At 54.4% G+C, this 25885-nt stretch carries 17 protein-coding genes; 6 read left to right on the top strand and 11 right to left on the bottom strand.

The window, feature by feature from the left end:
* A partial coding sequence (locus tag PLD04_12700; GenBank protein HXK69189.1) for a hypothetical protein occupies positions 1-278 on the bottom strand: 278 nt, incomplete at its 3' end.
* Positions 279-615: 337 nt separating this feature from the next.
* Between PLD04_12700 and PLD04_12695 the strand changes: the two genes are divergently transcribed.
* Positions 616-9891, top strand: coding sequence for a PKD domain-containing protein (locus PLD04_12695; GenBank protein ID HXK69188.1), 9276 nt, complete (start codon positions 616-618; stop codon positions 9889-9891).
* 409 nt (positions 9892-10300) lie between these two features.
* Here PLD04_12695 and PLD04_12690 read toward each other — a convergent pair whose 3' ends face one another.
* Positions 10301-10840: a nitroreductase family protein gene (locus PLD04_12690; GenBank protein ID HXK69187.1), complete on the bottom strand. Its 540-nt coding sequence runs from the start codon at positions 10838-10840 to the stop codon at positions 10301-10303.
* Between the two features lie 102 nt (positions 10841-10942).
* On the opposite strand from PLD04_12690, the gene fbp reads away from it, so the two are divergent.
* Positions 10943-11980: a class 1 fructose-bisphosphatase gene (gene fbp / locus PLD04_12685; protein ID HXK69186.1), complete on the top strand. Its 1038-nt coding sequence runs from the start codon at positions 10943-10945 to the stop codon at positions 11978-11980.
* Here the strand turns inward: fbp and PLD04_12680 are convergent.
* Positions 11937-12536 carry a class I SAM-dependent methyltransferase gene (locus PLD04_12680; GenBank protein HXK69185.1) on the bottom strand — a complete coding sequence of 200 codons (600 nt, stop codon included), beginning with the start codon at positions 12534-12536 and terminating at the stop codon, positions 11937-11939. The genes fbp and PLD04_12680 overlap by 44 nt on opposite strands.
* A 53-nt stretch (positions 12537-12589) precedes the next feature.
* Between PLD04_12680 and PLD04_12675 the strand changes: the two genes are divergently transcribed.
* The gene (locus tag PLD04_12675; protein ID HXK69184.1) at positions 12590-14230 is read left to right on the top strand and encodes a sialidase family protein; all 1641 of its coding nucleotides are present in this window, start codon (positions 12590-12592) and stop codon (positions 14228-14230) included.
* Positions 14227-14829: a hypothetical protein gene (locus PLD04_12670; GenBank protein ID HXK69183.1), complete on the top strand. Its 603-nt coding sequence runs from the start codon at positions 14227-14229 to the stop codon at positions 14827-14829. Before PLD04_12675 ends, PLD04_12670 begins: the two co-directional genes overlap by 4 nt.
* Here PLD04_12670 and PLD04_12665 read toward each other — a convergent pair.
* The gene (locus tag PLD04_12665; GenBank protein ID HXK69182.1) at positions 14766-16655 is read right to left on the bottom strand and encodes a lytic transglycosylase domain-containing protein; all 1890 of its coding nucleotides are present in this window, start codon (positions 16653-16655) and stop codon (positions 14766-14768) included. The genes PLD04_12670 and PLD04_12665 overlap by 64 nt on opposite strands.
* Before the next feature lie 58 nt (positions 16656-16713).
* Positions 16714-17058 (bottom strand): histidine triad nucleotide-binding protein, encoded by a 345-nt coding sequence (locus PLD04_12660; protein HXK69181.1) that lies wholly within the window; start codon positions 17056-17058, stop codon positions 16714-16716.
* 77 nt (positions 17059-17135) lie between these two features.
* On the opposite strand from PLD04_12660, the gene PLD04_12655 reads away from it, so the two are divergent.
* The gene (locus PLD04_12655; GenBank protein HXK69180.1) at positions 17136-17666 is read left to right on the top strand and encodes a hypothetical protein; all 531 of its coding nucleotides are present in this window, start codon (positions 17136-17138) and stop codon (positions 17664-17666) included.
* Here the strand turns inward: PLD04_12655 and PLD04_12650 are convergent.
* Genes PLD04_12650 through PLD04_12640 form a run of 3 tightly spaced genes read right to left on the bottom strand, consistent with a single transcriptional unit; the run spans position 17663 to position 20925 of the window.
* A complete protein-coding gene (locus tag PLD04_12650) occupies positions 17663-17959 on the bottom strand; it encodes a GYD domain-containing protein (protein ID HXK69179.1) in 297 nt (98 codons plus the stop codon). The two genes, PLD04_12655 and PLD04_12650, sit on opposite strands and share 4 nt — an antisense overlap.
* Before the next feature lie 52 nt (positions 17960-18011).
* On the bottom strand, positions 18012-19298 hold the full coding sequence (locus PLD04_12645) for a hypothetical protein (GenBank protein HXK69178.1): 1287 nt from the start codon (positions 19296-19298) through the stop codon (positions 18012-18014).
* Complete coding sequence (locus PLD04_12640; protein HXK69177.1) at positions 19279-20925, bottom strand: hypothetical protein; 1647 nt, start codon at positions 20923-20925, stop codon at positions 19279-19281. The genes PLD04_12645 and PLD04_12640 overlap by 20 nt, the downstream gene beginning before the upstream one ends.
* A gap of 149 nt (positions 20926-21074) precedes the next feature.
* Between PLD04_12640 and PLD04_12635 the strand changes: the two genes are divergently transcribed.
* Positions 21075-24116 (top strand): DNA polymerase III subunit alpha, encoded by a 3042-nt coding sequence (locus PLD04_12635; GenBank protein HXK69176.1) that lies wholly within the window; start codon positions 21075-21077, stop codon positions 24114-24116.
* Here the strand turns inward: PLD04_12635 and PLD04_12630 are convergent.
* From PLD04_12630 to PLD04_12620, 3 genes are read right to left on the bottom strand one after another with little or no spacing between them, the layout of a single operon-like run.
* A complete protein-coding gene (locus PLD04_12630) occupies positions 24052-24873 on the bottom strand; it encodes a hypothetical protein (protein ID HXK69175.1) in 822 nt (273 codons plus the stop codon). The genes PLD04_12635 and PLD04_12630 overlap by 65 nt on opposite strands.
* Positions 24858-25322 carry a hypothetical protein gene (locus tag PLD04_12625; GenBank protein HXK69174.1) on the bottom strand — a complete coding sequence of 155 codons (465 nt, stop codon included), beginning with the start codon at positions 25320-25322 and terminating at the stop codon, positions 24858-24860. Before PLD04_12625 ends, PLD04_12630 begins: the two co-directional genes overlap by 16 nt.
* The gene (locus tag PLD04_12620) at positions 25306-25848 is read right to left on the bottom strand and encodes a sigma-70 family RNA polymerase sigma factor (GenBank protein ID HXK69173.1); all 543 of its coding nucleotides are present in this window, start codon (positions 25846-25848) and stop codon (positions 25306-25308) included. The genes PLD04_12625 and PLD04_12620 overlap by 17 nt, the downstream gene beginning before the upstream one ends.
* Positions 25849-25885 lie beyond the last annotated feature (37 nt).

Raw genomic sequence — 25885 nt, 5'->3', positions numbered from 1 at the left:
AACCTCAGGATACACGCCGCTTTTCTCTTTTTCCACACTTTTTGAGGGTACCTCATTGCTAGATGGGTACAGTCATATGTCCAATTAAAACCATCGAACAACCATGTGTCGCTCATGGAGGTCTCTTCGTTATAATACGTCAACACAAGTTTCTCCATCATAGGGTCATATGCTAAATGGAAGTCTAAGAAACTATCTCCAGAATTTTCATAAATGGGCGGCCCCTCGCCAGCATCCAGTTTCTCCCAGTCAGAAATTCCCAAGAAATAGGCAAGCACACTAATTTGATAGCTTGATCCTAAAACTTACTGGTGTTGCCTCCTCCTCGATTGGTTACTGGCAAATGATATGGATCATGGGGGAGAGCAGTAGTTGCCGCGTACCGAAAAACATCTTGACTCGCAGAAAAGTGCCGGCCTGCTATCCAATGCGGACAATGGACTTCGTGTGATGTGGATAAATATTGTACTGGAATTATATAGATATTTCTATTTCTACCCATTGAATTTATCGGAAATACAAAGATCTCATTTGCTTCCTGATCGTATTTTGCTTATCATGAAAGGATAATTCTAACAACGCTTTGGTGAACGGATTCTTTAGGGGGGCTGTCATATGAAACCATATCTCTATCTCTTTGCCTTTATTTGGGGATTCCTTTGTTCTCCTCCCTCTTATACATGTACGGAAGATATCTTTGAACCTGACGGGAGCTGTATCATCGCGAACTCCTTTATCACAGACGGGGAGACACAAACCCACAACTTTTGCAGTGATGCGGAGGACTGGATCCGCTTCAATGCCTGCAGTGGTACAGGTTTCACCATTGCGACTTCAAATCTGGGCTCCAGCTGTGATACCTACCTGGAGATTTACGATAGTAACTGCACTACTCTCCTGGCATCGGATGACAACGGCGGTTCCGGTTTCGCTTCCCTGATCAACTGGTCTGCTCCTGCTGATGGGCTCTACTACATCCGGGTTTCATCCGTGGGAGGAATGTTTGGCGATAACTACGAATACGACATCACACTCTCCGGAGACACCTCCCCCTGCGCCCTCTGGTTTGTCGATTTTGACGGTTTCGTTTCCAATCCCTCCAGAGGAGTTCTCAAAGAGACTTCTGATGGCGGCTCTGTCTATCTTACCTACACCGGATCAATCCCTCAATTTGATCCCAGGATATTGAAACTGGACCGTGATGGCGACATCGAGTGGCAAAGGTCATTTTCCATCGACTCGTGGGATACCTCCAGCGAGATTCTGCAGACAACCGACGGGGGCTACCTCTTCGTGGGCACATCCAGTGATGGCACTGCTGTCAATGAGGACTGGCATGTGGTCAAGCTCGATGCGTCGGGGACTATTCTGTGGCACAGGGTCCTGGGAAGCGGCACCTCTGACAGTGCTTATGGTGTCGTGGAAGACCCCGGTACCGGCTACATTATTGCAGGAAACTCCGGTTCATTCGGGGTCGGAAACGGAGACGGTTGGGCGGTCAAAATCTCTACCGCAGGCGCTATTCTGTGGCAAAGAGCATACGGTCACACAGAGAGCGACCTTTTCTACGCAGTGGAGCGCGAGGCAGGGGGCAATCTTCTCTTTGCAGGATCCACGGCTTCCTTTGGCGCAGTCGACACAGACGGCTGGATCATAAAAACCGACACAACCGGTGTAATCCTGTGGGATCGCCGGTACGGCGGTAATGATCTGGACATCTTCTACTCAGTGATCTCAACAACGGACGGCGGATACCTGGCGGCCGGAAGGACCGGTTCTTCCAACCCCGAAGGGTGGCTGGTAAAGACCGACGCATCCGGGGCTGTTGTGTGGGAATACTCCTATGGTTCTTCCTACTTCGACATGTTCACATCGGCTATCCAGACCCATGACGGCGGGTACATTGCGACCGGGACTATGACGATTGCAGCTTCGCCACAGGAGTACATCTGGCTTGTCAAGATTGACTCAACCGGGACAGTCGAATGGCAGAAACGCTATGCCGCGACAACCGACATGAGGGGCCAGTCGATCCGCCAGATGCCGGATGAGGGCTACCTGGTCGGAACAGACCGGGGCATGGTGATACGGATTGATGGTCAGGGAAACACCGGTGCAGGCTGCTCCTATGCCACCAACACAGTAATTTCTCCTTCAGCTACAGGATTCGGCTCTTCTGCCACAACTTCAGCCAATGTACCCACGACGGCAACCGTTACAATCCCGGGAGTGGCAACACCAGCTTCAGCGGCTGCCATCGAAGACGCCTGTCCGTGTCCGTATGCCACAGCCTCAATCGCCAACATTTCTCCCTCTGCATCCGAATGTGCAGGGACCGAACTGACTTTTACGGGAAGCGGATCAGGATTGGGAAGCCTTACCTACCAGTGGGACTTCGACTATGACGGTGCAATATTTGACGTCGACGCCGCGGGCTCCATTGTCAACCACACCTATAACCCTGCGGTAGATACATCATATACCGTTGCACTCCGTGTAACCGACTCCTGCAGCTGGGGGCCAGCCCGGGCGATCGACACTTCGACAGTGGACATCTGGGTTGCGACCGTAGAAATCTCCGGCCCGGCTGGAATCTGCAGAGAAGACGGTGCCCTTTTAGATGCGGGAGCCGGGTTTATCTCCTATCTGTGGAGTCCGGGGGGTGAAACAGCACAAACCATCAATGTAAACCCCTACCTGTCAGCTGACTACTCCGTCGACGTGACGGATTCCGAGGGATGCAGCGGAAACGATACGCACTCACTGGCCGTCTGGTGGAACCCGGTTCCGACCATCGAAGAGTACGGAAATTGTGGGGACATCATCCTGGATGCAGGAGATGGCTACACCTCCTATCTCTGGACTCCTGGCGGGGAGACCACGCAGACCATCAATATCGGCAGCGATACAGGCACTATGTATAGTGTCACTGTTACCAACACGTTTGGCTGCGAAGGATCGGACAGCCATCAGGCCACCTCCACCTGTCCCGCAGACCGCTACGAACCCAATGACGCATGCGACAGTCGACCCACTCTCCTGCATGGAGGAGACCTCCAGGTCCACAATTTCTGTGATGATGCCGAAGACTGGTTTGTCTTCTATGGAGCTGCCGGGAGGGCTTATACGATCGAGACATTCAACCTCTGTCCCTCCGCAGATACCGTTCTGGAAATCTACGATACGGATTGTTCGACGCTCCTCGCCTCGGACGATAACGGCGGAACCGGAGTCGCTTCAAAGCTGGAATTTACGGCTCCGGGACACGGAAGCTACCACATCCGGGTGAGAAACGTTGGAGGTGCATCCGGGCCGGATCTTGGGTACGAGATCTCTCTCACTGGAGACACCGGACCCGCTCAACTCTGGTTCAGAACCTTCGATGTCACCGCTGTTACCCCGATCGACAGAATCTTCTGGACAGACACTGCACCTGATGGCGGCCTGATTGTGGCCGGAGAGACGATCAATCAGGGGATCAACGATTATGATCCCTGGATCTTTAAGCTGGACTCTCTCGGGTCGATCGAATGGGAGAGGAAATTTATTGCTGACATCTTTTCGGCCACCATTCATTCGGTCCCCGGTGGGTTCTACTACCTTACACACTCAGACGGCACGGTCATGAAACTGGATGATGCAGGAAACACAGTCTGGCAGAAACGGGTGGATTGTACGTTGAGATCAGCCGATCTGACTCTGGACGATGGAATCATCATTGCCGGAAATGTTACCAATAACTTCTACGCTGCCCGCCTTGACGCCTCAGGCACCCTTCTATGGCAAAAGAGCTACGGGGGCGCAGGAAACGAGAACGCGATGGAGGTGGTAGCCACATCAGACGGTGGATTTATCCTTGCCGGGTCTGCCGGCTCCTTCGGCACCGCCCCTACCCACATGTGGATTGTCAAAACGGATAGTACTGGAAATATCCAGTGGCAGAGGGTCTACGGTGCTGATGTGGGCGCATCAGCGGGAGCGGTTGCTGAAACGGAAGACGGAGGATTTATCGTAGGCGGCTACACCTGGTTTTCAGGAGGACTCTACGACCAGTTAATCATGAAATTGACCCCTGACGGTAACATCCAGTGGCAAACCGTCCTGCCGGATTCAGCCTCACAGGACAGTGCTTCCGGGGTTCTACAATCTTATGACAGTAGCTATATTGCACTCGGTTCAGCAGGGCCGTCCGGGAGTGACTCTTACTTTCGTCTCACCGGGCTGGATGGTGACGGCTCCTTCCTGTGGCAGAGAACCTACAGTGATGGTACCGGGTACCTGAACGCGTTTCACCTGCTGGAGGATATCGACACCTCGTTAGTCGTCGATGGCTATACCGATGCTTTCGGTGTTGATATCAGTGCAGGTCTCGTTATGAAAGCGGGCTCGAACGGCTCCATTGATGCTGCCTGTTCCATCATCAGTTCGGATGCCAGTTCCTTTGTGGACCCTTTTCTGGACTCATCCGCAACAGCTGCTTCCGCTAGCGTGGCTTCGCAGACCATATCAGATGTCACATACTCTTCGGCAGCGGTATCCTCGACCTCCTCGGAGCACTGTTCCACCTGTCTGGAAGCCGCCGCGCTTATTACAGAAGTCCTTCCTTCAGCCTCCGCGTGTCAGGGTGTAGAGCAAACCTTTACGGGAACTGGATTCGGCCAGGGAGCCCTTACCTACCAGTGGGATTTTGACTATGACGGTTTCACGTTCGACGTCATGGCGACCGGAACAACCGTTCAATACACCTACCCGGCCAGCGGGACCTATACCGCAGCACTCCGTGTCAGAGACACCTGTCCCGATGGCGTGCAGCTAAGCGTCGATACCTTTTCTGTCACAATCCATCCCCTTCCAACACCAATAATCAGCGGCCCATCCGGGATTTGCGAAGGAGATCCTCCAGTTGTTCTGGATGCCGGAACCGGCTACGCGGCCTACCTCTGGAGTCCTGGGGGTCAGACTACACGAACGATCAGTGTAGATCCAGCATCTACCACCCTCTACTCGGTCACCGTGACCACTGCGGAAGGATGCCAGGGTACGGACGATCATACCCTCAACGTCTATCAGGTCCCTTCCCCCACGGTTACCGAGACCTGTTTCAGGGATGATATTATCCTGGACGCCGGGGACGGCTACGTCACCTATCTCTGGAGCCCGGGCGGTGAAACTACCCAGACGATCAATGTGGGAAACGACACAACCACCTCCTACTCCGTTACGGTTACCTACACAGGAGGCTGCGAAGGATCAGACAGCCACACAGCATCAGGACCCTGTTCCGCGACGGGCGACATCTATGAAAACGACGACACATCGTACTCCTCGGAAACGATCATCGACGAAGGGGTGACCCAGACTCACAACTTCCTGGATGATGCCATTGACTGGATTCATTTCAACGCCTGCACGGCAAGGGAGTATCTCATCGAGACCTCCAACCCGGGAATATTGGCAGACACTTATCTGGAACTCTATGACACGGATGGAACAACCCTTCTCGCATCAGATGACAATGGCGGTGGAGACGGCGTATCTTCCCTGATCAACTGGACCGCTCCTGCAGACGGCCTCTATCACATTCGTGTCAGACAGGCCGATGCCTCTTCCGGGGCTGACCGCAGCTACGACATCACCCTGACGGGAGACACCTCCGCCTGTTCCGCATGGGCAAAGAGCCTGGGAGGTGCCTTTACGGATGGAGCTTCCGGTGCACTGGAAGCCCATGAAGGCGGGTTCGCGGTTGCCGGGTATAAACAGCTTGGGGAGAGCGAGGGAGATGTCTGGCTTTTCAAGTTGACACGGGACGGTTCGATTACATGGGAGAAGACCTATCCGGGACCCAATACAGACGCTGCCTATTCACTGGAACGTACATCGGACGGCAACTATGTACTCGGGGGCATTTACCAGCAATATCCTGGTGGAAACTACCGATTCCAGGCTATGGAAGTTTCGGACACCGGTACGATTACCTGGGAGAAGATCTACGGAAATACAAGCGAACAGGGATATGTGATACGTGAAACCAGGGACGGCGGCTTTGTCATGACCGGGTACAGGGAAAGTACGGGAGGCTGGATCCTCAAACTGAACGGGAGTGGGAGTCCCTCCTGGGGCCGTACAATTTCGGGATCCGGGCAACTGAATGATGTCATTGAAACCGACGATGGAGGCTTCCTCGGTGCCGGTCGGACGAGCGCCTATGGAGCCGGATCCGCTGATCTCTTCCTCGTAAAACTGGACGGCTCCGGGAACCTTCTCTGGCAGAAAACCTATGGCGGTTCCCAGGGGGACGAGGCTCATGCCGTTGCGGAAACAGTGGAAGGCGATCTTCTTATTGCCGGTGAAACAGCATCCCACGGAGCCGGGGGAAAGGATGCCTGGCTATTGAAACTGGACCGGGCGGGGACCCTGCACTGGCAGAAAACCTACGGAGGCACAGGGGACGATCTTGCCACCTCTCTCACCCTCACCCGTGACGGTGGATGCGCCATTGCCGGAGAATCGGATTCATTCGGAGGAGGAGATAAGGATTTGTGGGCCCTGAAAGTAAATTCGGACGGCGCGATTACCTGGCAGAAACGCTATGGAGACACCTCGGATGAGGGGGCCGCTTCAATCCAACAGACAGCTGATGGCGGCTACATCATCTCCGGCTATACGGATTCGTACAGTGCCGGATGGAGTGATCTATGGATCCTGAAGACGCAGAGTGATGGTTCGATTGATTCCTCCTGCTCATTTATCAGCGACACTGCCGTATCTGCGCAGGATTCAACGGAGATCTGGGCCTACCCGTCGTTTACAACATCGTCTCTCTCCACTTCCTCGGACATAACCACAACGCCTGCAGACAGTACAGCAACAGAAGACGAGCAGTGCAATTACACCGCATGCCTGCCGGTCTCTTCTTCGATCGATACGGTTTCACCCTCTGCAACCGTCTGTCAGGGTGAGGAGCTGACCTTCTCTGGAAGCGGCTCCGGAGATGGCTCCGTAACCCTGGAATGGGATTTCGACTACGACGGGATGAGCTTTGATGTAATGGATTCAGGAGCTTCCGTCAATTACACGTACCCGTTCACCGGCACGTACACTGCAGCCCTTAGAGTTACAGACTCCTGTGCGAACGGAGCCCAGGATAAGATCGATACTGTCCTGATCACGATTCCGGATCCGTCACCCGCCATTACAGGGCCCTCTGCCATCTGCGCGGGAGAAACAGCCGAACTGGATGCAGGATCCGGATTTGCCAGCTATCACTGGACCCCGGGGAATATGACGACGCAGACAATCCAGGTCAGCCCTGGATCGGCTACCCTCTACTCCGTGACGGTTACGGACAGCTATGGATGCGAGGGAAACGACACGCACAATCTGACGGTTCATCCCAACCCGACACCTACAATCACCGGTCCGGCCGCATACTGTGCAGGAGATCCGGCCATTACGCTCGATGCAGGGGCAGGATTTTCCGCTTACCTCTGGAGCCCGGGAGGAGCCACTACGCAGACAATCGATGTTGCCCCGGCTGCAACGACCCTCTACTCGGTCACCGTTACGGATGGAAACAACTGCCAGGGAGCCGATGACCACCTGGTCACAGTATCCTTCCCACCCGGTATACCCCAGGATTTTGCCCTGGAAGCCCAGTGCGGCAAGATCATCCTCACCTGGACGGATGGTAACGATGAGACGCAGTACCGGATTGAACGGGACTCCGGATCAGGGTTCTCATTACTGACCGATGTTCCCCAGGATACAATCCTCTACGAAGATACCAGCGTCAGCGACGCTGTCTCCTACACCTACAGGGTGCGGGCAGAAGGCGTATGCGGAAACTCCACTTATTCAACTGAATTGTCGGAGAGCACCAATGCCGCCGCCTATTCAGCTCCTGCTCTCTCTGCCGACACAGCCTACTGCAACGCACTCGTCTTTACGTGGACCGACACCTATGCGCTTGAGAATGGCTATATCATCGAGCGGGATATCGACAGCAGCGGAAGCTGGACGGCGATTGACCTCCTCCCCGCGGATTCAACCTTTCACGCGGACCACGATGTGGCGGAAGGCTTCGATTACAGTTACCGGGTGAGCGTACGCAACCTCTGCGGAAACTCCCCAGTCTCCAATGTCATCACAATGACTCCTGACTGCACGGTCGCGGGTGCGACCTGCGAAAGTCCATCGGTAACCTCTGTGGATGAAATGATCTCCTACGCTACTAACTGGGTTGAGTCCTCCTCGATCGCCTGGAATGGAACTAACTTCGGCGTTGTCTGGTCCGATGACCGCGATGCTGGTGAGTATAAGCTGATTTTTTCACTTATGGATGCTTCCGGGAACCTTGTACCCGACAGCGACAAAATCATCTCTGTTGCCGAACTGGGGGGGATGCCTGATATTGCCTGGAACGGCACCCAGTTTGCTGTCGTTGCATCCGGGGATGCCGGTTACCAGGGACAGGGAGAGCAGATCTACTTCTTTACCCTGACTGCCGATGGTACACCCACCAGTGGGTTAGTGGATTTAACAACAGCCTACCTCTATGGCAACAACTTTAATCCGAAAGTACACTGGAACGGCTCCTCCTGGGGCGTTGTATGGGACAGCACAGCCTGGGGTGAACAGGAGATCCTCCTTCAGCTCCTGAGTAGTTCCGCCATAAAGCTGCATGCCGACCCATACTGGGTCTCCTCTTCGGGCCCGGGACTCTTCTCCGGAAACCCTGATATCACATCTCTGGGAGGCGAATGGTTCATCGTCTGGGAGGAGGAGGATGGAATCGACCAGGAGATCTATTATGCCCGCAGAAACGCAGATGGAACAGCCATGGCTTCCTCGGCGTTGACGTCAGACACGGATTGGAACGAGTGGGCAAGGGTGGCAGCCGGAGAATCGACTCTCGGCTTGATCTGGGAGAGTAACAACCAGCCCTTTTTCAGAAGCTTTAACCCGGACGGCTCCTGGGCAGGAACCCTGCAACCGCTATCAGTGTTCTCTACGGTTGTTGAGGCAACTGACATAGCCTCCACCGGGGCAGAATGGGCCGTTGTCTGGCAGCAGCTGCTCCCCTTTCCGATCGACACTCCAGATATATATTACAGAAGGATTGACAGCAGCGGGGACGCGGCAGGATCGGCAATAAACGTAACAACCAACCAGTGGGACAGCTGGATGCCACGGATCTCCTGGGCCGCGGACCGCTGGGGGATCAGCTGCCAGCAGAATGTAAACTGGGGAAACAGTGATGTCTATGGAGCGATCGTGGCTTGTGGAACGGTTGGTGGAGGTGCTCCATCCGCTCCCAGAGATATTGGCGTCCTTGAATTCTGCAGTCTGCTGGCTGTCCACTGGATCGACACATCCCCGAATGAAGACAACTTTGTCCTTGAACGAAGCGTGGACGGAGGCGCCTTCTCAACCGTGGCAACACTCGATGAAAACAGCTACTTCTATCTCGATATCGATGTATCTGCTTCCAGCACATACAGCTACAGGGTCAAATCCGCGAACACTTCAGGCGACTCCAGCTACACATCCGCTACAGCGCCGACTTCACCTGACGACTGTCCGATCGAGGATATCGCAATCGAATCGGTAACCTACAACCCGGATGGAACGATCACCTTTGTATGGACAGACCTGCAATGGCAGGAGTATGTCGATGTCTTCCGGGGCAACCTGGATGGGACGTTCGACATCTACGACACGATCGTGGACTGTGATTTCGATGCCGACACGGGGACCTATACGACCACGGTTTCCCAGTCAGGAGCAACCGACTACTTTTACTACATTGCGCCCCGGACAGCAGGAGGCAACCTTTTCGGATACGACTCATTCGGAACAGAAAGGACTCCCACAGGCCCACTCTGTCCCTGAGAAGAGTTACTGAAAAAAACGGCTTTTTTAAGGGAAGCTTTTCCGGCTTTCAACTTGGGTTTTTTCCAGGCTGTCCATCTAACCTCACTGTTTTCATGAACTAGTGAATTTTGTTCCTTTTCATCTTACCCCGATCTTCACATTTCCACATTTTCTGCGGAAAAGGCTGTGGAAAACGCTGTTGAAAATTTCCTAACTCTCAAAAATTCCACATCTTATCCATCATGCACACCTTTTTGGGCATGTAAAAAAAAGACGTTATTTTACAGGTGATAATTTACTCCACAAGGCTTAAAGTAACACATGAAGTGCTCAAAAGGAAAGCGCACCCGACTCTTTCCACAGGTTGCATAACTTCTTATCAATCAAGAGGTTGCAGTTTGTGGTTCACTTCGTAACATGGAGAGGCTCAACGTTGGGATTCGAGGGCCTCCGGGTACCGATAGACCACTTCATTCCGAGGTCGACGGGAAGTAAACGCGCAGTCTTCAGAAGGGTATCCGACGGGAACCATGGCAACCGGCCTCCATCCTTCTGGAATTGAGAGAATCCGGACTACACTCTCTTCATCGAAAGCACCCACCCAGCAGCTCCCCAGGCCAAGATCAGTCGCTGCCAGGAGAATATTTTGAACCATGGCCGCGGTATCCTGGTAGCAGTACAGCGTGGTGCCCCGTGTTCCGTACCGGGCACCCGATTCCTCCGGAACCGCACAGATGACAAATACGATGGGAGCCTGGAGGAGGAAAGTCTGGCCATAGGCGGCTTCCGAGAGCTTATGCTTACCCTCACGGGACTCCACGAGGATCACACGCCAGGGCTGGCGGTTACCGGCAGATGGCGCCCGGATCGCCGCCTGAATCAAGGCATCCTCTGCTCCAGGAGGAAGAGGCTCTGAACGAAAAGCACGACAGGAGAATCTTCGAAGATAATTGGGTCGATCAACCATGGGAACCTCCTCGTGAATTCAGGTACAAATGTTTCATGTCACTGTGGATTGCTCCATCTGTGAAAAAAGTTTATCATGGACAAAACCATTGGGAGGTCACGAATGGACAAGAATGTCATGACCCTGGAACGGTTTATCATTGAACAGGAAAGAAAGTATCCCGAGGCCACGGGAGATTTCACGGGTCTTCTTCAGAACATCACCCTCGCAGCGAAAATCATCAGCAGGGAGGTCCGAAAGGCTGGCCTTGTCGACATTCTCGGAACCACCGGACTGACCAATGTTCAGCAGGAAGAGGTCCAGAAGCTGGATCTCTTTGCTAATACCACTTTGAAGGACGCGCTGGACCACACCGGGTTTCTCTGCGTCATGGCCACGGAAGAGGATGAGGATATCATCCCCATCCCTGACAAGTTTAAGCAGGGCAAGTATGTGGCTCTCTTTGACCCCCTGGATGGATCATCCAACATTGACGTCAACGTTTCCATTGGTACGATCTTCTCCATTTTCCGAAGGGTGACGGCTTCCGGGGCAGGTACAGTCGAGGATTGTTTGCAGATCGGGACAAAACAGATCTGCGCCGGCTACATTCTTTACGGTTCCTCTACCATGATGGTCTTTACGACGGGGGCCGGCGTCCACGGTTTCACACTCGATCCCTCCATCGGTGAATTTCTCCTCTCTCATGACGACATAAAAATGCCGAAGACAGGTAACATCCTTTCCATTAACATTGGAAATTACGGATACTGGGACGAGGCATCGCGTCGCTATGTCGACTATGTCCTTTCCAAGGATAATGATCTGGGAAAACCTTATTCCCTGCGCTATATTGGATCGCTTGTCGCCGATTTTCACCGCAACCTTCTCAAGGGCGGCATCTTTCTCTATCCGACCGATTTTAAGGACCCGAATAAGCCCAAGGGTAAGCTTCGGTTACTCTACGAAGCCAATCCCATGGCCATGATCGTCGAACAGGCCGGAGGAAGAGCGACAACAGGAAACAGGCGAATTCTGGACATCGTCCCTACGGAACTCCACCAGAGGGTTCCATTGATAATCGGGTCCAGAGATAATGTAGAAACGTACGAGGAATTCAGTCGGGGGAATTTTTCGGGGTCGAATTCTTCAGGACAATAAATTGATTCATTCCCATCAGGAACGGCGTATATTCCTGAACGGCATACCCGGCCTCCCGTGCCATTTTTTCCAGAACCGGCCGATGTAAAAAGGTCTCATGGTCTTCGTCCGCGTGTCTGGATAGAAGCCTCATCTTCGACATCCAGCCATGGAGCAGACGTGTCCGGGGATGGGGTGTCGTTATGATGACCCTCCCCCCTTCTTTCATACAGGGTTTACATTTTTTCAAAAAGGAAAGGGGATCATCCAGATGCTCCAGGACGGCCAGACAGAGAATTACGGTCCAGGGTCCTTCCGGGAAAGGGTCAGACGCAAGATCTGACAGAAGAAAGGAAAATCCAGGGTAGACCTCCCGATTGTGTTCAACCATGTAAGAATCACGATCCACTCCCATATAGTTCACGCCTTCCGGGAGGAGGGGTACGATCTCTCCCAGACCACATCCCAGGTCCAGGACAAAATCTTCCGGATTAATCAGGGGCAGGGCTCGCACCATTCTCTTTCGCTTGACCCAGCCCGATAGAAATCCCGACAACCCCGGGGGTGATGATTTCATGGGTACCATGATAAACTAGAAGGTCGTTTATGTGGTATCGAAGGAGTTTCATTATGCGCTATGGTTTTCTTATCCTGCTCACCCTTTCCGCCATTACCCTCGGCATCGTTTTAACCAGCCCCCTTCCCACAATGGACGGAGGCGCACGGCCTCCTCTGGTTAAGCTGGAGCGTGATTACGAACCGGACAATATCTATTTCGATCCGGCCTGGAGAATTCTTCCCCAGAGCTGGCGTCCCTACATTACACGCACGGAACCGGCAGAGTTTCAGAACCTCATTGCTGACGAAACCCCCTGCAGGGAAGTGCAAACCACCTCATCCGAAGCCGATATCGTGGGAGAGGGGACGATGCAGAACGAAGTTTCCCTTGCCGTGAGCGGCTCCACTATCGTTGTCACGTACAACGACGATAACGAAATCAACAGCGCCAATTCGGTCAGCGGTTTTTCTGTTTCCACGGACGGAGGAAAGACCTTCACCGATCGTGGGGCCATCATGCCGTCCAATGATTATTTCGGCGGAGGCGATCCGATGATCGTTGCGGACCCGTACGATCCGAACCATTTCATCTATCTCCAGCTGACCTACAATGTCCAGCTGAGGCCCGACACCTACTCCCCTTCCTCCATCGTCCTTCATCATTCCTATGACGGAGGGCAGACCTTTCTGCCTGAAAATTCCATCGATGTTCTCCAGGGAAAACGTCATCCCGACAAACCCAGTGAACCCGCCGTCAGCGGAAAGGGTTTCCATGATAAAGAGTGGATGAGTTATGACCCTGTAAACAATACCGTCATCATTTCATGGTCGTACTTTTACCAGCAGCTTGATGGAACGGATGAAGCCTTTCCCGCGATTTTAGTCTCACGGGACGGAGGGTACACGTTCGATGATCCTGTCAACCCCCTCCCTCAGGGCCAGTGGGGCGGCCTTGTCGCAACAGCGACGGGCCCCAATGGAGAACTTTATGTAGTGTTCAACGATTTTCAGACCAGCCGTCTCCTCTTTACCCGATCTCTCGACGGAGGTACCACGTGGGAAGGCCCCTTCCAGGCCACCGGGATCTTTCAGCAGCCGGGATATTTTGGGCGCTGCGGTTACTACTTCCGAATCGTATTAAAGGGGAATATCCGCATCACCTCGATCCCCTCTATGGCCGTAGATCCGGTAACGGGGGAAATCTACGTTGTGTACAATTACATGCCGGATTCAGACAACAGTGATGCCCAGTACACCTATGATCCCAATACGGACTACTCCAATATCGCCTTTATCCGCTCTTCCGATCAGGGAGCGACCTGGAGCAGCCCTGTCACGATAAACGACGATACTACGTTGACGGACCAGTTTATGCCGTGGGTTGCTTCGGCTGGAGATGGGAATGTCGCCGTCATGTTTTATGATCGCCGGAACGATCCGACCAACACCCTCATGCATGTTTATCTGGCACGATCCTTTGACGGAGGCAGGACCTGGCTGAGGAACCAGCCCGTAACCTGCCAGGCTTTTCCTCCGGCAGCCGATGCCGGCTGTTATATGGGAGATTACAACCAGATGGTTGTGACAGAAGATGGCTACCATATGGCATGGGGGGACAACCGGAACCTTCAGGGCGGGGTTCCCAACGCTGATGTCTTCTGGGCAAAAGTGAAAATCCGCCCCCACGTCCGGCCCTTTAATTTTTCGGATTGATTCTCTGCCTGGTTCTCCTCAGTACCACCCTCGTTGATCGTGCCGTCGCTCTCTATGGCAACGATGTGGTGACCCTTTATGATCTGAGAGTTTATACCGCAATTCACAGCCTTCCTTCAGAGGGAATCACCGATGACACCCTGAGAGAATACGCCCGCCAGGTGATCATCAACCGGCTGAAATTGAAGGAGATTGATATTCTTGGGGGAATCGAGGTTTCTGAGTTCGAGATCGACGAAGCTCTTTCCGACCTTCCGGAATCCGTCCGCACTCATCCCATGATTGCCTCTCATCTGAGAGAGTATGTCCAGCAGGATTTAAAATTGAAAAAATATGTTCAGAAGCGTTTTGTACCCCAGGTCTTCGTCTCCCCAAGGGAAATTTCTGAAACGTATGCGTCCCGGTTTGAAGGGGATGCTTCCCCCCCTCCGCTGGAGCAGGTCGAGGGAGAGATTGTACAGCTTCTCAGCCTGAGGAAACTCAACCAGTTATTGAAATCATGGGAAGAGGAACTGGAAAAAAGCGTGATGATCCGCTACCTGGAAACCCCGGCGGAGCCAGAGACGGAAGTAGAATCAGTTTTCCCCACGGACTCATAAACCAGCCATCCGCTGAAAACCTTATCCAGATAGGATTTTGTCTCACGGTACGGGACAAAGGTGTAGAAATAGTCAATTCCGGCAGGTCCCAGGCTTTCAACCCAGAGATTCACGGCAGCTTCCCCGGCATTGTAGGCCGCTACGACATGATCCCATCTTCCGTATGTATCATAAAGCCGGGCAAGATAGCGGGCCCCATATTCGATATTGACTTTCGGATCCCTGAGATCGACGGATTCTCCTCCCAGCTTTTTCGCTGTGACGGGTAAAATCTGCATTAGACCCCAGGCTCCGGCGGGAGAATGAATAGATTGCTGGAAAAGACTCTCCTGCCGTATCACGGCAAGGAGCAGGTTGGGCGGAATTCTCCATCGAACCGCGGACCTCTGAACCTCATCCAGATAGGCACGGGGATAGGAAAACCTGCGCAGATCATCGGGCCATGTCTGTGGCGGGCGTCGTGAATATTCCTGACTCTCTTTCCAGAAAAGAGAAATGGCACGGTTGGGCAGACCCGCCTTCATGAATATTTCGGCCCGTTGACATCGGGCATTCAGGTCCCACCCACTGGACAATCTGTCCGAGTAGGGAAGAACCAGACGGAAATAGTCACGGGAGAAAAGGTATTCAACAAAAGTGTGGGGTTCAAAAGACTCAGGCTTTGGACAGATCCGGGTTACCGATACCGGTTTGACTGACCTTCCCTCATTTACCATATACGAAAAGATGGAGGTTCCCAGATTGGGAGGAGGACCGCCCGGCTCACTCTTCCAGATCCAGTAATCGCGTTCCAGACCCGGAGACAGGGACAGGAGTATCTTTCGTGAGGATGTCGTATCGCCCTCCCGAATTCGCGCCACACTCTGAAGAAGCAAAAGACTGCTTTTTAGTTTTCGGGATTGGATTCTGGGAAGTATCTGATCCAGGCGACTTTCCTCTCTTTCCAGGATCGCAATTCTTCCGCGGGTATAAAGGGCCACATCGGAGAGACTTACTCGCACGGAACGAAGAAGCCGGTCAGCCTCCCCATTCTGCCGCAGAAAGAGATGGCATCGAGCCGCCTGGTAGAGGGCCTGTTCACGCAGGGAACCCGAACTGTTCCCGGCCACCGTGTTGAAAAATTTGAGAGCCTCCGTAAATTGATCCAGCCTGAAGGCACGGCGACCGTCAAGATATTGAACCGTTCGGGACTGGGATGAGTTCAGCCTCCTGCCGGTGACAATTTCCCTGACCTGGTCGTGGACATCCCATTGCTGAAGGGCTACCGAACCTTCCAGAATGCGGATCAGGTCGTCGGTAGAAAAGAGTTTTTCATACCCTTTGAACAACAGAAAAATGTCCAGCTTCTCCCGGTCGGAACCCGACCGGAGAATGGTCCTCAACAGTCGGCGGTATGCGTGGTCATTGATACGATAACGATAGAGAGCTTCCCTGGTCCGAAACTTGCGCTGATAGGAAGAGGAGAGACGGGTTCGGTAGGTATCATAGAGAGACAGGGCTTCCCTGTAACTACCCACTTCATGGTGGCACTGAAGTTCAAAGTCCACCACTTCTTCAATAATCCCACCCGGGGCGGCGGTTTTCAAAATTTTTCTTCCGTAGTGAAGCGCAAGGAGACGATCCCCCTGCTCCCGCGCGTTCTGAAAAAGAAGCCAGGAAACGACTTCCCCGATCTCGCCCGTCTGATCCTGCATAGCCCGCAGAGTCTCCCATCCCTCCGGATGTCCCTCCTTTACGAGACGATAGGCCTGATCAAAGGCTTCCCAGTCCTCCACACCCGCAACCAGGAGGTATGCGCTGGTAATAAAAAGAAGGCAGAGTGTCATCCGTTTCAAGGAATGCACAGAATTCCCGGAACAGATGAATTCCATTCCAACAATCGGTCTACCCGGGAGGCCAGGCGAAAGGACGTCCGGCAAGGATATGGAGGTGGATGTGAAAAACCGATTGTCCCGCAGATTCACGGTGGTTCATGACCAGTCTGTATCCCGTTTCTTCAAATCCTTCCTTTTGTGCAATTTCCCCGGCCACAGCCACCATGTGACCGGCCAGCGATTCGTGTTCCCTCCGGATCGAGGAAGGATAGGGAATGTGAGCTCTGGGAACTACGAGGATATGAACGGGAGCCTGGGGGTGAATATCACGAAAGGCGATAACCTGATCGTCCTCATACACAGGTGAAGACGGGATCTCTCCGGAAAGAATTTTACAGAATATACAGTCATGCATGAAAACCTCCTTGTTGTATTATCCCAGAACTCGGGTTTTCAGAAAAGTGATCCTATGGCATGTGCTATCATAAATCCATGCCTACCAGAAAGAGGCGGACAAAACTGATTGCCGGCCGGCATCACCTGCTTCACACCCTTCGATTCAATTTATTCGCCTTTGCTGTCACCCTGATCATTCTGATCATACTCGTTGGGCCTCTCTACCTTCAAATGACCGTGGGTGGAGAAGATCCCGGTGCCTATGCAGCGGCAGGCAAGCTGATCCACGTTATCAAGTATGTGGTTCCCGTTTTTCTTCTCTTCGTTGCATCCATGATCATCGCCGAGATCTTATACTCCCACAGGTTTTTCGGCCCGCTTCGACGTATGGAAATGTGGCTGGACGCGTTAAAGAACGGCGATCTCAGGAAAAACCCGGGGTTCCGGAAGGGAGACAACCTTGTCTATCTTGGAGAATCATACCAGGAAGCCCTCTCGGTTGTTCGGAACCATGTCCGGGAGACCAGAATCATCCTGCAGAACACCCTCACCCGTGAAGAGAATGAAGCGGTACGATCTGAACTGACCCGTGCCCTTGAAATTCTGGACCAGCTGAAAACCGATTAGAGTTCTTCAACCAGCTCCAGGAATCGGTTGTAGGGAATTGCCGTCCAGGACTCCGCTTTGGTGGCCCCGTTGGCAAGGGAGATCATGGAAATTTTTGCCGCTTCTTCTTCTCCCGGAGCCTCGTAGATATCCATAAAATCATAGGGCCCAAGTAGCGCGTAATGGGCGATAAACTTCACATGCGGGCAGGATTTTTTCACCTGTTCTTTCCAGCGTTTCCCGATCGATTCACGCTCTTTGATATCTTTTGTCAGATCGGTGGAGAGTTTGGTCATGAGAATATAGGTCGCCATCGTAACCTCCTTACTCAAAGAATATCACAGCCCCCGGAGGCGGGCAAGATGATTACAGAACCGTCATAGCGGAGGCGGGGTTAACGGGAAAACGGTGCAGAGGTATGGCAGTCTGCGGCATCGCTGGAACTATGTTCCACCCTCCATTAACAAAAATGGCGGAACGTTTCTCATCCAGAACAACGGCAGGTTTGTCATCCAGCAGCCCGGTGCTTCCCGGCGGCCATGGCCCAAGATATCGGAGAAGAATATCGACCGCATAGGAAGCGTACCGAGCTCCCCTGCCTTGATCGAGAGCCTGAATGGCTTCCCGTGGATGTATTGCCAGACGGTAACTCCTGTGGCTGACCATGGCTTCATAATCGCAAATCACCTGGATCAGGGCGACGTAAGGGTGGGAAGATGGAACCGGACGGCGTGTTTCATAGGCCGCGATAAGACGAAGAATTCCCGATGGTCCGATATTTTTCATGGAAAGAAGGAGTTGAAGGGAGTTGAGGGGAACGCTGGACAGAAGGGTTTTTTCTTCTTCGCTCAATTCCCCTCGCTTTTTCAATACTTCCGCAGGAACCAGCATATTCCCCACCTGGGCAAAGAGAGTGGCCATCGTGACATTCTGTGTGACCTCGCGGGAAATGTCGAGGTCGGCAAAGAGAAGGGATGTGAGGAAGGCCTGACAGACTGCGTGGGATGCGAGAGCTTCATCGTCGGCAAAAGCGGAAAGAAGTATAAGAGCAGGTTTATTGATGGGAGCCAGACTGTCGATCAGTTCCTGGACCATTCGCCGGATAAGCGTACCGTCGACATGGCGTCCCTGAACCAGGTCGTTCAGCAAACGGCCGTGGGCGACAATCAACCGTGCCGCCATTTCAATCAGATTGACCGCATGGGCATGGGAATCCCGAATTTCGGGGGCATCTCCTTCCCGTTCCAGTTCTGCGCCTTCGACATGAAGAGTGGGCAGGATCCGTTTTTCTTCCCGAGAGTGAGCATCGTGAAGGATCGCGCGGACCAGAGTGTCCATGGATTCATCGGTCAGTTGCACATTCATTGAGATTCCGGTAATCCCGACCCATTTCAGCATCACCAGGAAACGGCTGAAAGCTGTAAAGGAAGCAAGATCCGATTTCACAATCCGACCGTTGACCATAAAATGGTCCTGAATCCGGTCCAGCCTGACCGCAGGTGAGCCGTCCTTTTCTCCCGCTTCTTTCAGGACTTCCAGAAAACCTTTTCGGGCCTGAATCAGGGTCACATTCCCCGGAGGATACACTTCGGTCGTCCGAAGGAGACCGTGGAACCGGAGAATCAGTTCACGATCATGAAGGTTCACGGCCATGAAATGTTCCTGTCTTTCTGCGAATGTGGGCGACGGCTTCCCGGCAGGCCTGCCGGAGAACCGGAGGATTCATCTTCCGTTCCGCTTCCTTCTCCAGCAGGGGAAGAGCTTCAAGGGCACCAATGACAGCAAGGGCTCGGGCCGCCAGTACCTGCCGATCATCCCCCGCTGCAATCTCCAGAAGAGATCGGCGCTCGAACATCTCCATAAAGAAGGAGAGGGCGGCGTCCCGCCCGACCAGGGCCGTGATGATATACCATTTTTCCTTTTCCCGGGGCTCTTTGGAGTCAAACTCCTTCTGAAGAATTCCAACCTGGAGATCATCCAGGAGATCGGCCCGGTTTTCAGCCCCGATACGTTCCAGGGCCGCGAACCGTACCGTTTCTGATTCATCCCAGAGGAAGGCACTCAGAAGATCGGCGGAGAGATCTTCTGAAAGTTCAAGGGCACGTGTTCGGACTACGGGATGGGGATGGGTCAGGATCCGCTTTTTGACCTCCGGCCAGACTGGAAGATCTCGAACCAGGGACTCAAAGGTCTTCCAGGTGTCGGCATAGATCCGGGTTGTAAGTTCAAGAACGATTTCATCGTGAAAGGTCAGAAATGTCTTTACAACCGATTGCCCCCGGACGGCATTCTCTCCTTTCCACTTCAAAAGATTCATGACCATTTCCTGTGCTCCCTCGGAATTCAGCCGGTTCAGGAAGAAGGCAAGCGTCCTTTCTTTCCATTCGTGCTGATTCTCCAGGGCCTCGGAGAGCTGCTGCAGGATCTGAGGATCGTGCAACTTGTTGATGAAAGGTTCAAGAAGCTCCGAGCTCTGCTTCTGGATTGCATCCAGCATCCGGATGATCGGATCCAGATCCGCCGCCCGCAGGACAAGGTGAAGGATGGTATAGAACGTTTCCATGGCCCTGCGTTTCAATTCGGGATCGACCGCCTGAACGTTCAAAAGGAGGATGGAGAGCAGGTGGGAGAGTGCCCCCTCCCGGATTTCCGTATAGGAGGGAAGCGCAATGCTTCCGGCTTCCGGCGGAATTGGAGCAATCCCTTGAAGGGAGATCGATTCATCTGATGGAACAAGGCCCGTGGGAAGGGCTGGAGGATCCTGACGGCGGATTCGCTCCACACAGCTTTCCGTGTCCTCCATCAGATGCTCCCCCTCTTCTCCCGGACGATGGCGGGCAAATCGAAGAAAGGCATCCACTACGGCAATCTGAATATGGGGGAGGGATTCCTGCCACAGGAGGGTAGCCGTATCATGGTCCGAAAATTCCATACCCTCCGTATCCACCGTATAGGCGCACACAATCTTTTGAATTTCCTCCGGGGTGACACCCCGTTCAAAGGTAATCAGGCGGATTCCGTCGCTGAAGAGCCGGAAGAGGGCATCTCCCCTGGTTTCATCCGTCCGGACGAGGGTAACCCCGTTCCATTTTGCGCCTTCCCGATCCAGTTCAACTTCCAGGACACCCCGATCCGCCAGGTAACCCTGCAGAATTTCATGAAATCGTTCCACCAGCTCTTCCACCGTATGGTGTTCGCGGCCGTAGAGACGGGAACTGCGCAGCATGGCAAGCCACTGGGCAACGATTTCGTGAACGCGCCTGCGGTCGGCAGGATCCATAACTTCATTATCCCAGATAATGCGGTAAAAATCGTAGCGAGGCGCTGAAAACCTTTCCAGGTACGGACTCACTGAAATTATTACATGCAGGGCCGATTCTCGATTCCCGGCCTTTACTTTCGTATAATTTTCGTTTATCGTAGAACTGCATGACCTACGCACCCCTCCACGTCCATTCGCACTACTCGTTCTACCGTTCCCTCCTCACGGTGGAAGAGATCGTCCGAGGTGCCGCGGGCATGGGGCTCCCGGCCGCAGCTCTGACCGACAGCAACCTGGCCGGCCTCATCCCCTTTGTCCGGGCCTGTTCCGATCACTCCATTCAGCCCATTCCCGGCCTTTGCCTCGACTGCCGCGCCATTCTTTTCGCCATGAACCAGGAAGGATATCGAACCCTCAACCAGATCTCCACAGCGCGGCAGATCTATGGCGGGAACGATCTTCCCAGCCTCATTGGAACGGCACCGGGATGCATGGTCCTCGTTCACGACCCTGCTCTCCTCCCTCCCCTTCATCGGATGGTGTCGCGGGACCGCCTGAGAGTCGAACTGCGCCCTGCCTCATCCCGGAATATTGAACTTCGACGCATCGCTTCTTCTCTCCACCTCTCCTGCTGCGCCACTCCCCTGGTGCGCCGGGACAGCCCGACGGGAGAAAGCATTCGGCATCTCAGGCTCCTCGAGGCCATCGGAAACGCAACCACTGTCGGCAAACTTCCGCCCCTCGGCCACGAAGAACGATGGCACTTTCTCTTCACCCCTTCCAGGATGGAACGATTCTTTCCGCCGGAAGAACTTCAGACCACCCTGGACGTGGCCGGAGCATCCTCCTGGCTTCCCCGCCTCGATCAACGGTATTTCCCCCGCTTCCCCGGATGCAGCCCGGAAGATACCCCGGGCCTTCTTCGAGAATTATGCAGAGGGAAAGTGCCTCATCTCTATCCTGATGTGGCCGCCCGGAAACGGGCTTTTCAGCGGCTGGACCATGAGCTTTCGGTGATTCTGCGGCTCGGGTTTACCGACTACTTCCTGGTCGTCTGGGATGTCGTCCGCCAGGCCCGGGAATGGGGGTACCCCTGCCTGGGCCGCGGAAGCGCCGCCGCATCCATCGTGAGCTACTGCCTCGGGATTACACCCGTGGATCCCATTCGCTACGACCTCTACTTCGAACGCTTTCTCAACCCGGAACGAACCTCCCCTCCCGATATCGACGTTGACTTCGGAACGTCCCGACGGGACAGGATCCTCCGGTACATCTACGACAGCTATGGCGAGGAACGCGTGGCCATGATTTCTACGATTACCCGTTTCGCAGGTCGAGGAGCCCTCCGGGAGGCCGGAAAGGCCCTGGGCTACTCGGATCGTGAACTCTCAAGCCTCTGCCGACGCCTCCCCCACGTACGTGCCGGAAATCTCCGGGAATCTCTGGAAAAGCGGCCCGAATGCCGACGTCTCCCCTTCCGGGATGAACCCTTCCGGACACTTATTCCTCTAGCCGAACGCCTTGCCGAAACCCCCAGGGGCTGGGGAATCCACTGTGGCGGAGTCGTGATCACTCCCGACCCCCTGACGCACCACCTGGCCCTCACCCGTTCCGCAAACGGACTCATCATCACCCAGCCCGACATGGGTCCCGTGGAAGCAATGGGATTGATGAAACTGGACATTCTGGGAAACCGGTCCCTGGACGTGCTGCCTGACACACTGGCCCAGCTGAAGGGAGAGGGCGTCGGACCGATCGACCTGACACTGGCAACGGTCAGCAATAATTCCGCCACGAAATCTCTGATCCGGGAGGGGCGGACCATCGGTTGTTTCTACATCGAATCCCCGGGTATGCGCCAGCTGCTGCGGAAGCTCCGGGTGGAAGACTTCCCCGCCCTGACCGCCGCCTCCTCGATCATTCGCCCTGGAGTCGCAGAGTCCGGCATGATGGCTGCCTACATTTCCCGCCATCACGACCCTGCCTCCGTCACCTATCTCCATCCCCGTCTTTCCGAACTCCTGGGAGAGACCCACGGTATCATGGTGTACCAGGAAGATGTAATCCGGGTCGTTCACGATCTGGCGGGAATGACACTCGGGGAAGCCGATCTCTTCCGCCGGGCCATGAGCGGAAAGCTGCGTTCGCGGGAAGCCATGGAGGCGACCCGTGCTCTCTTTCTCGAGCGATGCCGGGCTCAGGGGCTGGATCGAAGTGTCACAGAGGAACTCTACCGCCAGATTGCCTCGTTTGCCGGATACTCCTTCTGCAAGGCCCACTCCGCGGCTTTTGCCACCCTCTCCTTCCAGGTGGCCTACCTTAAAGCTCACTACCCCGCCGAGTTCCTGGCCGCCGTCCTTTCCAACGGGGGCGGATTTTACCCTCCGCTGGCTTATATTTCGGAAGCCCGGCGCCTGGGACTCACCCTTCTCCCTCCTGATATCAACCGGGCCCGGGTTCACTACGTGGGAAACGGGACGACCCTGCGCGTGGGGCTTTCCTGCGTAAAGGGCGTGGGAAACGAACTGGCCCGACGCATTGTCCATGAACGGGATAAGGGAGGAGCCTTTCTTTCGTTACACGACTTCCTGCGCCGGACCCGGGCGGACCGGGATGCCGTAATCTCGCTCATCAACGCGGGAGGATGCTCCTATCTGAACCCCGATCCCAGGGTTCTGCACTGGCATCTGAGACTTTCCCGCAACGGGCAGCATACCGAAGCGTTTCCCCTTCCCGCCGACATCCCCGCCTTTCCTCCCGAAACCTCCCTGGAGAGAGCCCGACGGGAGTGGGATGCCCTTGGATATACCCTGGAAGCTCATCCCATGGCTCTTATCGGGAGACCGGCCGGCTGCCTGCCCGCCGCTGAACTCTCCAGCCATGCAGGTCAACGGGTCAGAGTGGCCGGTATTCTCATCACGGCCAAACGGACCCGGGTTAAAAAGAGTGGAGAAGGTATGGCCTTTCTGGACATGGAGGATGAAAGCGACACCTTCGCCGCGACCCTTTTTCCCCGGGTGTATCGGGAATACGCCCATCTCCTGGACGGCAGGGGTCCCTACCTCGTGTGCGGAAGGGTCGAAGAAGATCACGGCGCTCTTTCCGTGACAACGGAACAGCTGTTCCGGATCGATCAGAGGGGAATCAGGAGGAGCGGATCAGGACGGGCGGAGAAAAGAGGGAACGGCGATGGACGCGTGAGCGCGTGACCTGCAGGAGGGTAATCCCCAGAGCGGGAAGGGTCAGGAATGACCAGATAACCGGCCCTGCAACGGGTATAAGGCGGAGGGCAAAGATGAGCAGGATACCCGAAATAAAGGTGATAAGAGCATGTTTCTCCCCGACAAGGATCCTGCCGAAGGCATAGATCAGTAACGTACAGCCGTAGATCTTTGCTCCCATCAGGGAAAAGGCAACCAGAAGGATCACGGGAAACCCGATATAAAGCCCGGAAAGGAGAAATCCCAGCATCAGCATGACCGATCCGCAGGCCAGGAAGAGAATCCCACTCAAAAGGACCCGCCCGGGATGAGTCAGAACGAGCTGGGCGCCAAGGGAGACATGCTGAGGAAAACCCGCAAGAAGCGCCAATCCCAGAGCAAGCCAGAGGAGAAGGAGAAAGACCAGGCTTTTGGGAGAAAGCTGCTCCGCGCCGGTGAAGAGTGTCGCTCCCACGGTTACCCTCTCACCGGTCACGATCGCCCGGGTCGATGCGGTCAACACTCCGAAAACCACCACGACATCACCCTCTACAACGGCGGATTCACCCAGGATAAGGGGCCCCCCCACAACGGTGAGGTTTCCCTTGACCCGGGTATTGACATCCGCACTGGCCCAGAAGACAGTCACGTCTCCCTTGGTAGGTTCCGTCAGCGTCACGGGAGTCCCTACACTGAAAACATCCGAACCGCCAAAGAGGATCGCGGGAAAGAGAAGGAGGGACGAGAGAATCAGCGCCTTACCCATAATCTGGCAAGGGAGCGCATGATGAAATAGGTTACGGCGGCAAGAAGAATGGTCAGCCCCAGGATCATTGTACCGGAAAAACCTGTGAGATGGGAGGAGAGAGTCCTGGAGACCGCCCATCCGATCTTTAGAATTCGCAGAGATTGCAGAAGCCCTTCCGGGATGGTAAAGGCCGTGGCGACCAGGGCTACACAACTAACCAGAAACGCATAGAAGACGGAGAATCGTTCCGAGCGGGGCACCCTGCGGGGGAAATGGGGGGCGGCCTGAGGACTAACCGGGACGCGGGAAAAGGAAGTCAATTGATCCTGGAGTTTTGTATGCGAGGAAACTATACGGCGGCAATCCGGGCACAATTCCAGGTGTTCCCGTTCCGCCGTCGTGAAGGGTCGTCTTTCATCCAGGGCCAGAATCATAGCCTCAAGGCGCTCTTCACTGCACGGATTCATGGTTTTCCTCCACGAGAGCCAGCAGGGCCTGTCGGGCTCGAAATAGACGGTTTTTAACCGTCCCCAACGGCAAATCCAACGTTTCGGCCATATCGTTGTAGGACATTTCCAGAAAGTGGCGCATTTCGATGAGCAGACGGAATTCTTCCGGGAGCTGTCTCAGGGCATGCATGAACTCGTGAAAACGCTCTTTCGTTTCCAGAAGGTCGGATGCGTCCGAAAGAGGATCGGGCTGTTCCGGATTCAGTTCCATCTTTCCCGCCTGGTTCTTTCGCAGGTGGTCGATGGACAGATTGATGGCAATCCGATAGACCCAGGTGGAAAACCTGTATTGCGGGTCAAATCGATCAAGCGCCATGTACGTCTTCAAGAAAGCCTCCTGAGCCAGTTCTTCCGCGTCGTGCGGGTTACCTACCCGGTGCATTAAAAACCGGGTGAGACGAACCTGGTAGCGCTCCACCAGTACGTTAAATGCCGCAGGAGAGCCTTCCAGGGCAAGCCGGACCAGATCTTCATCTCGTAGCATATTACGATAGAATCATTGAAAAGTTTTGCAGTCTATA

This window comes from Thermoanaerobaculia bacterium (genome assembly GCA_035593605.1).
Classification (GTDB): Bacteria; Acidobacteriota; Thermoanaerobaculia; order UBA2201; family DAOSWS01; genus DAOSWS01.
The sequence above is the reverse complement of the archived record's forward strand: the minus strand, read 5'-3'. Positions and strand labels throughout refer to the sequence as shown.

Bases quoted from the DNA above. Each gene is read 5' to 3' on its own strand.
- PLD04_12695 (HXK69188.1), top strand. From the start codon at position 616: ATGAAACCATATCTCTATCTCTTTGCCTTTATTTGGGGATTCCTTTGT.
- PLD04_12690 (HXK69187.1), bottom strand. From the start codon at position 10,840: ATGGTTGATCGACCCAATTATCTTCGAAGATTCTCCTGTCGTGCTTTT.
- fbp (HXK69186.1), top strand. From the start codon at position 10,943: ATGGACAAGAATGTCATGACCCTGGAACGGTTTATCATTGAACAGGAA.
- PLD04_12680 (HXK69185.1), bottom strand. From the start codon at position 12,536: ATGAAATCATCACCCCCGGGGTTGTCGGGATTTCTATCGGGCTGGGTC.
- PLD04_12675 (HXK69184.1), top strand. From the start codon at position 12,590: ATGCGCTATGGTTTTCTTATCCTGCTCACCCTTTCCGCCATTACCCTC.
- PLD04_12665 (HXK69182.1), bottom strand. From the start codon at position 16,655: ATGACACTCTGCCTTCTTTTTATTACCAGCGCATACCTCCTGGTTGCG.
- PLD04_12660 (HXK69181.1), bottom strand. From the start codon at position 17,058: ATGCATGACTGTATATTCTGTAAAATTCTTTCCGGAGAGATCCCGTCT.
- PLD04_12655 (HXK69180.1), top strand. From the start codon at position 17,136: ATGCCTACCAGAAAGAGGCGGACAAAACTGATTGCCGGCCGGCATCAC.
- PLD04_12650 (HXK69179.1), bottom strand. From the start codon at position 17,959: ATGGCGACCTATATTCTCATGACCAAACTCTCCACCGATCTGACAAAA.
- PLD04_12645 (HXK69178.1), bottom strand. From the start codon at position 19,298: ATGGCCGTGAACCTTCATGATCGTGAACTGATTCTCCGGTTCCACGGT.
- PLD04_12640 (HXK69177.1), bottom strand. From the start codon at position 20,925: ATGGATCCTGCCGACCGCAGGCGCGTTCACGAAATCGTTGCCCAGTGG.
- PLD04_12635 (HXK69176.1), top strand. From the start codon at position 21,075: ATGACCTACGCACCCCTCCACGTCCATTCGCACTACTCGTTCTACCGT.
- PLD04_12630 (HXK69175.1), bottom strand. From the start codon at position 24,873: ATGGGTAAGGCGCTGATTCTCTCGTCCCTCCTTCTCTTTCCCGCGATC.
- PLD04_12625 (HXK69174.1), bottom strand. From the start codon at position 25,322: ATGAATCCGTGCAGTGAAGAGCGCCTTGAGGCTATGATTCTGGCCCTG.
- PLD04_12620 (HXK69173.1), bottom strand. From the start codon at position 25,848: ATGCTACGAGATGAAGATCTGGTCCGGCTTGCCCTGGAAGGCTCTCCT.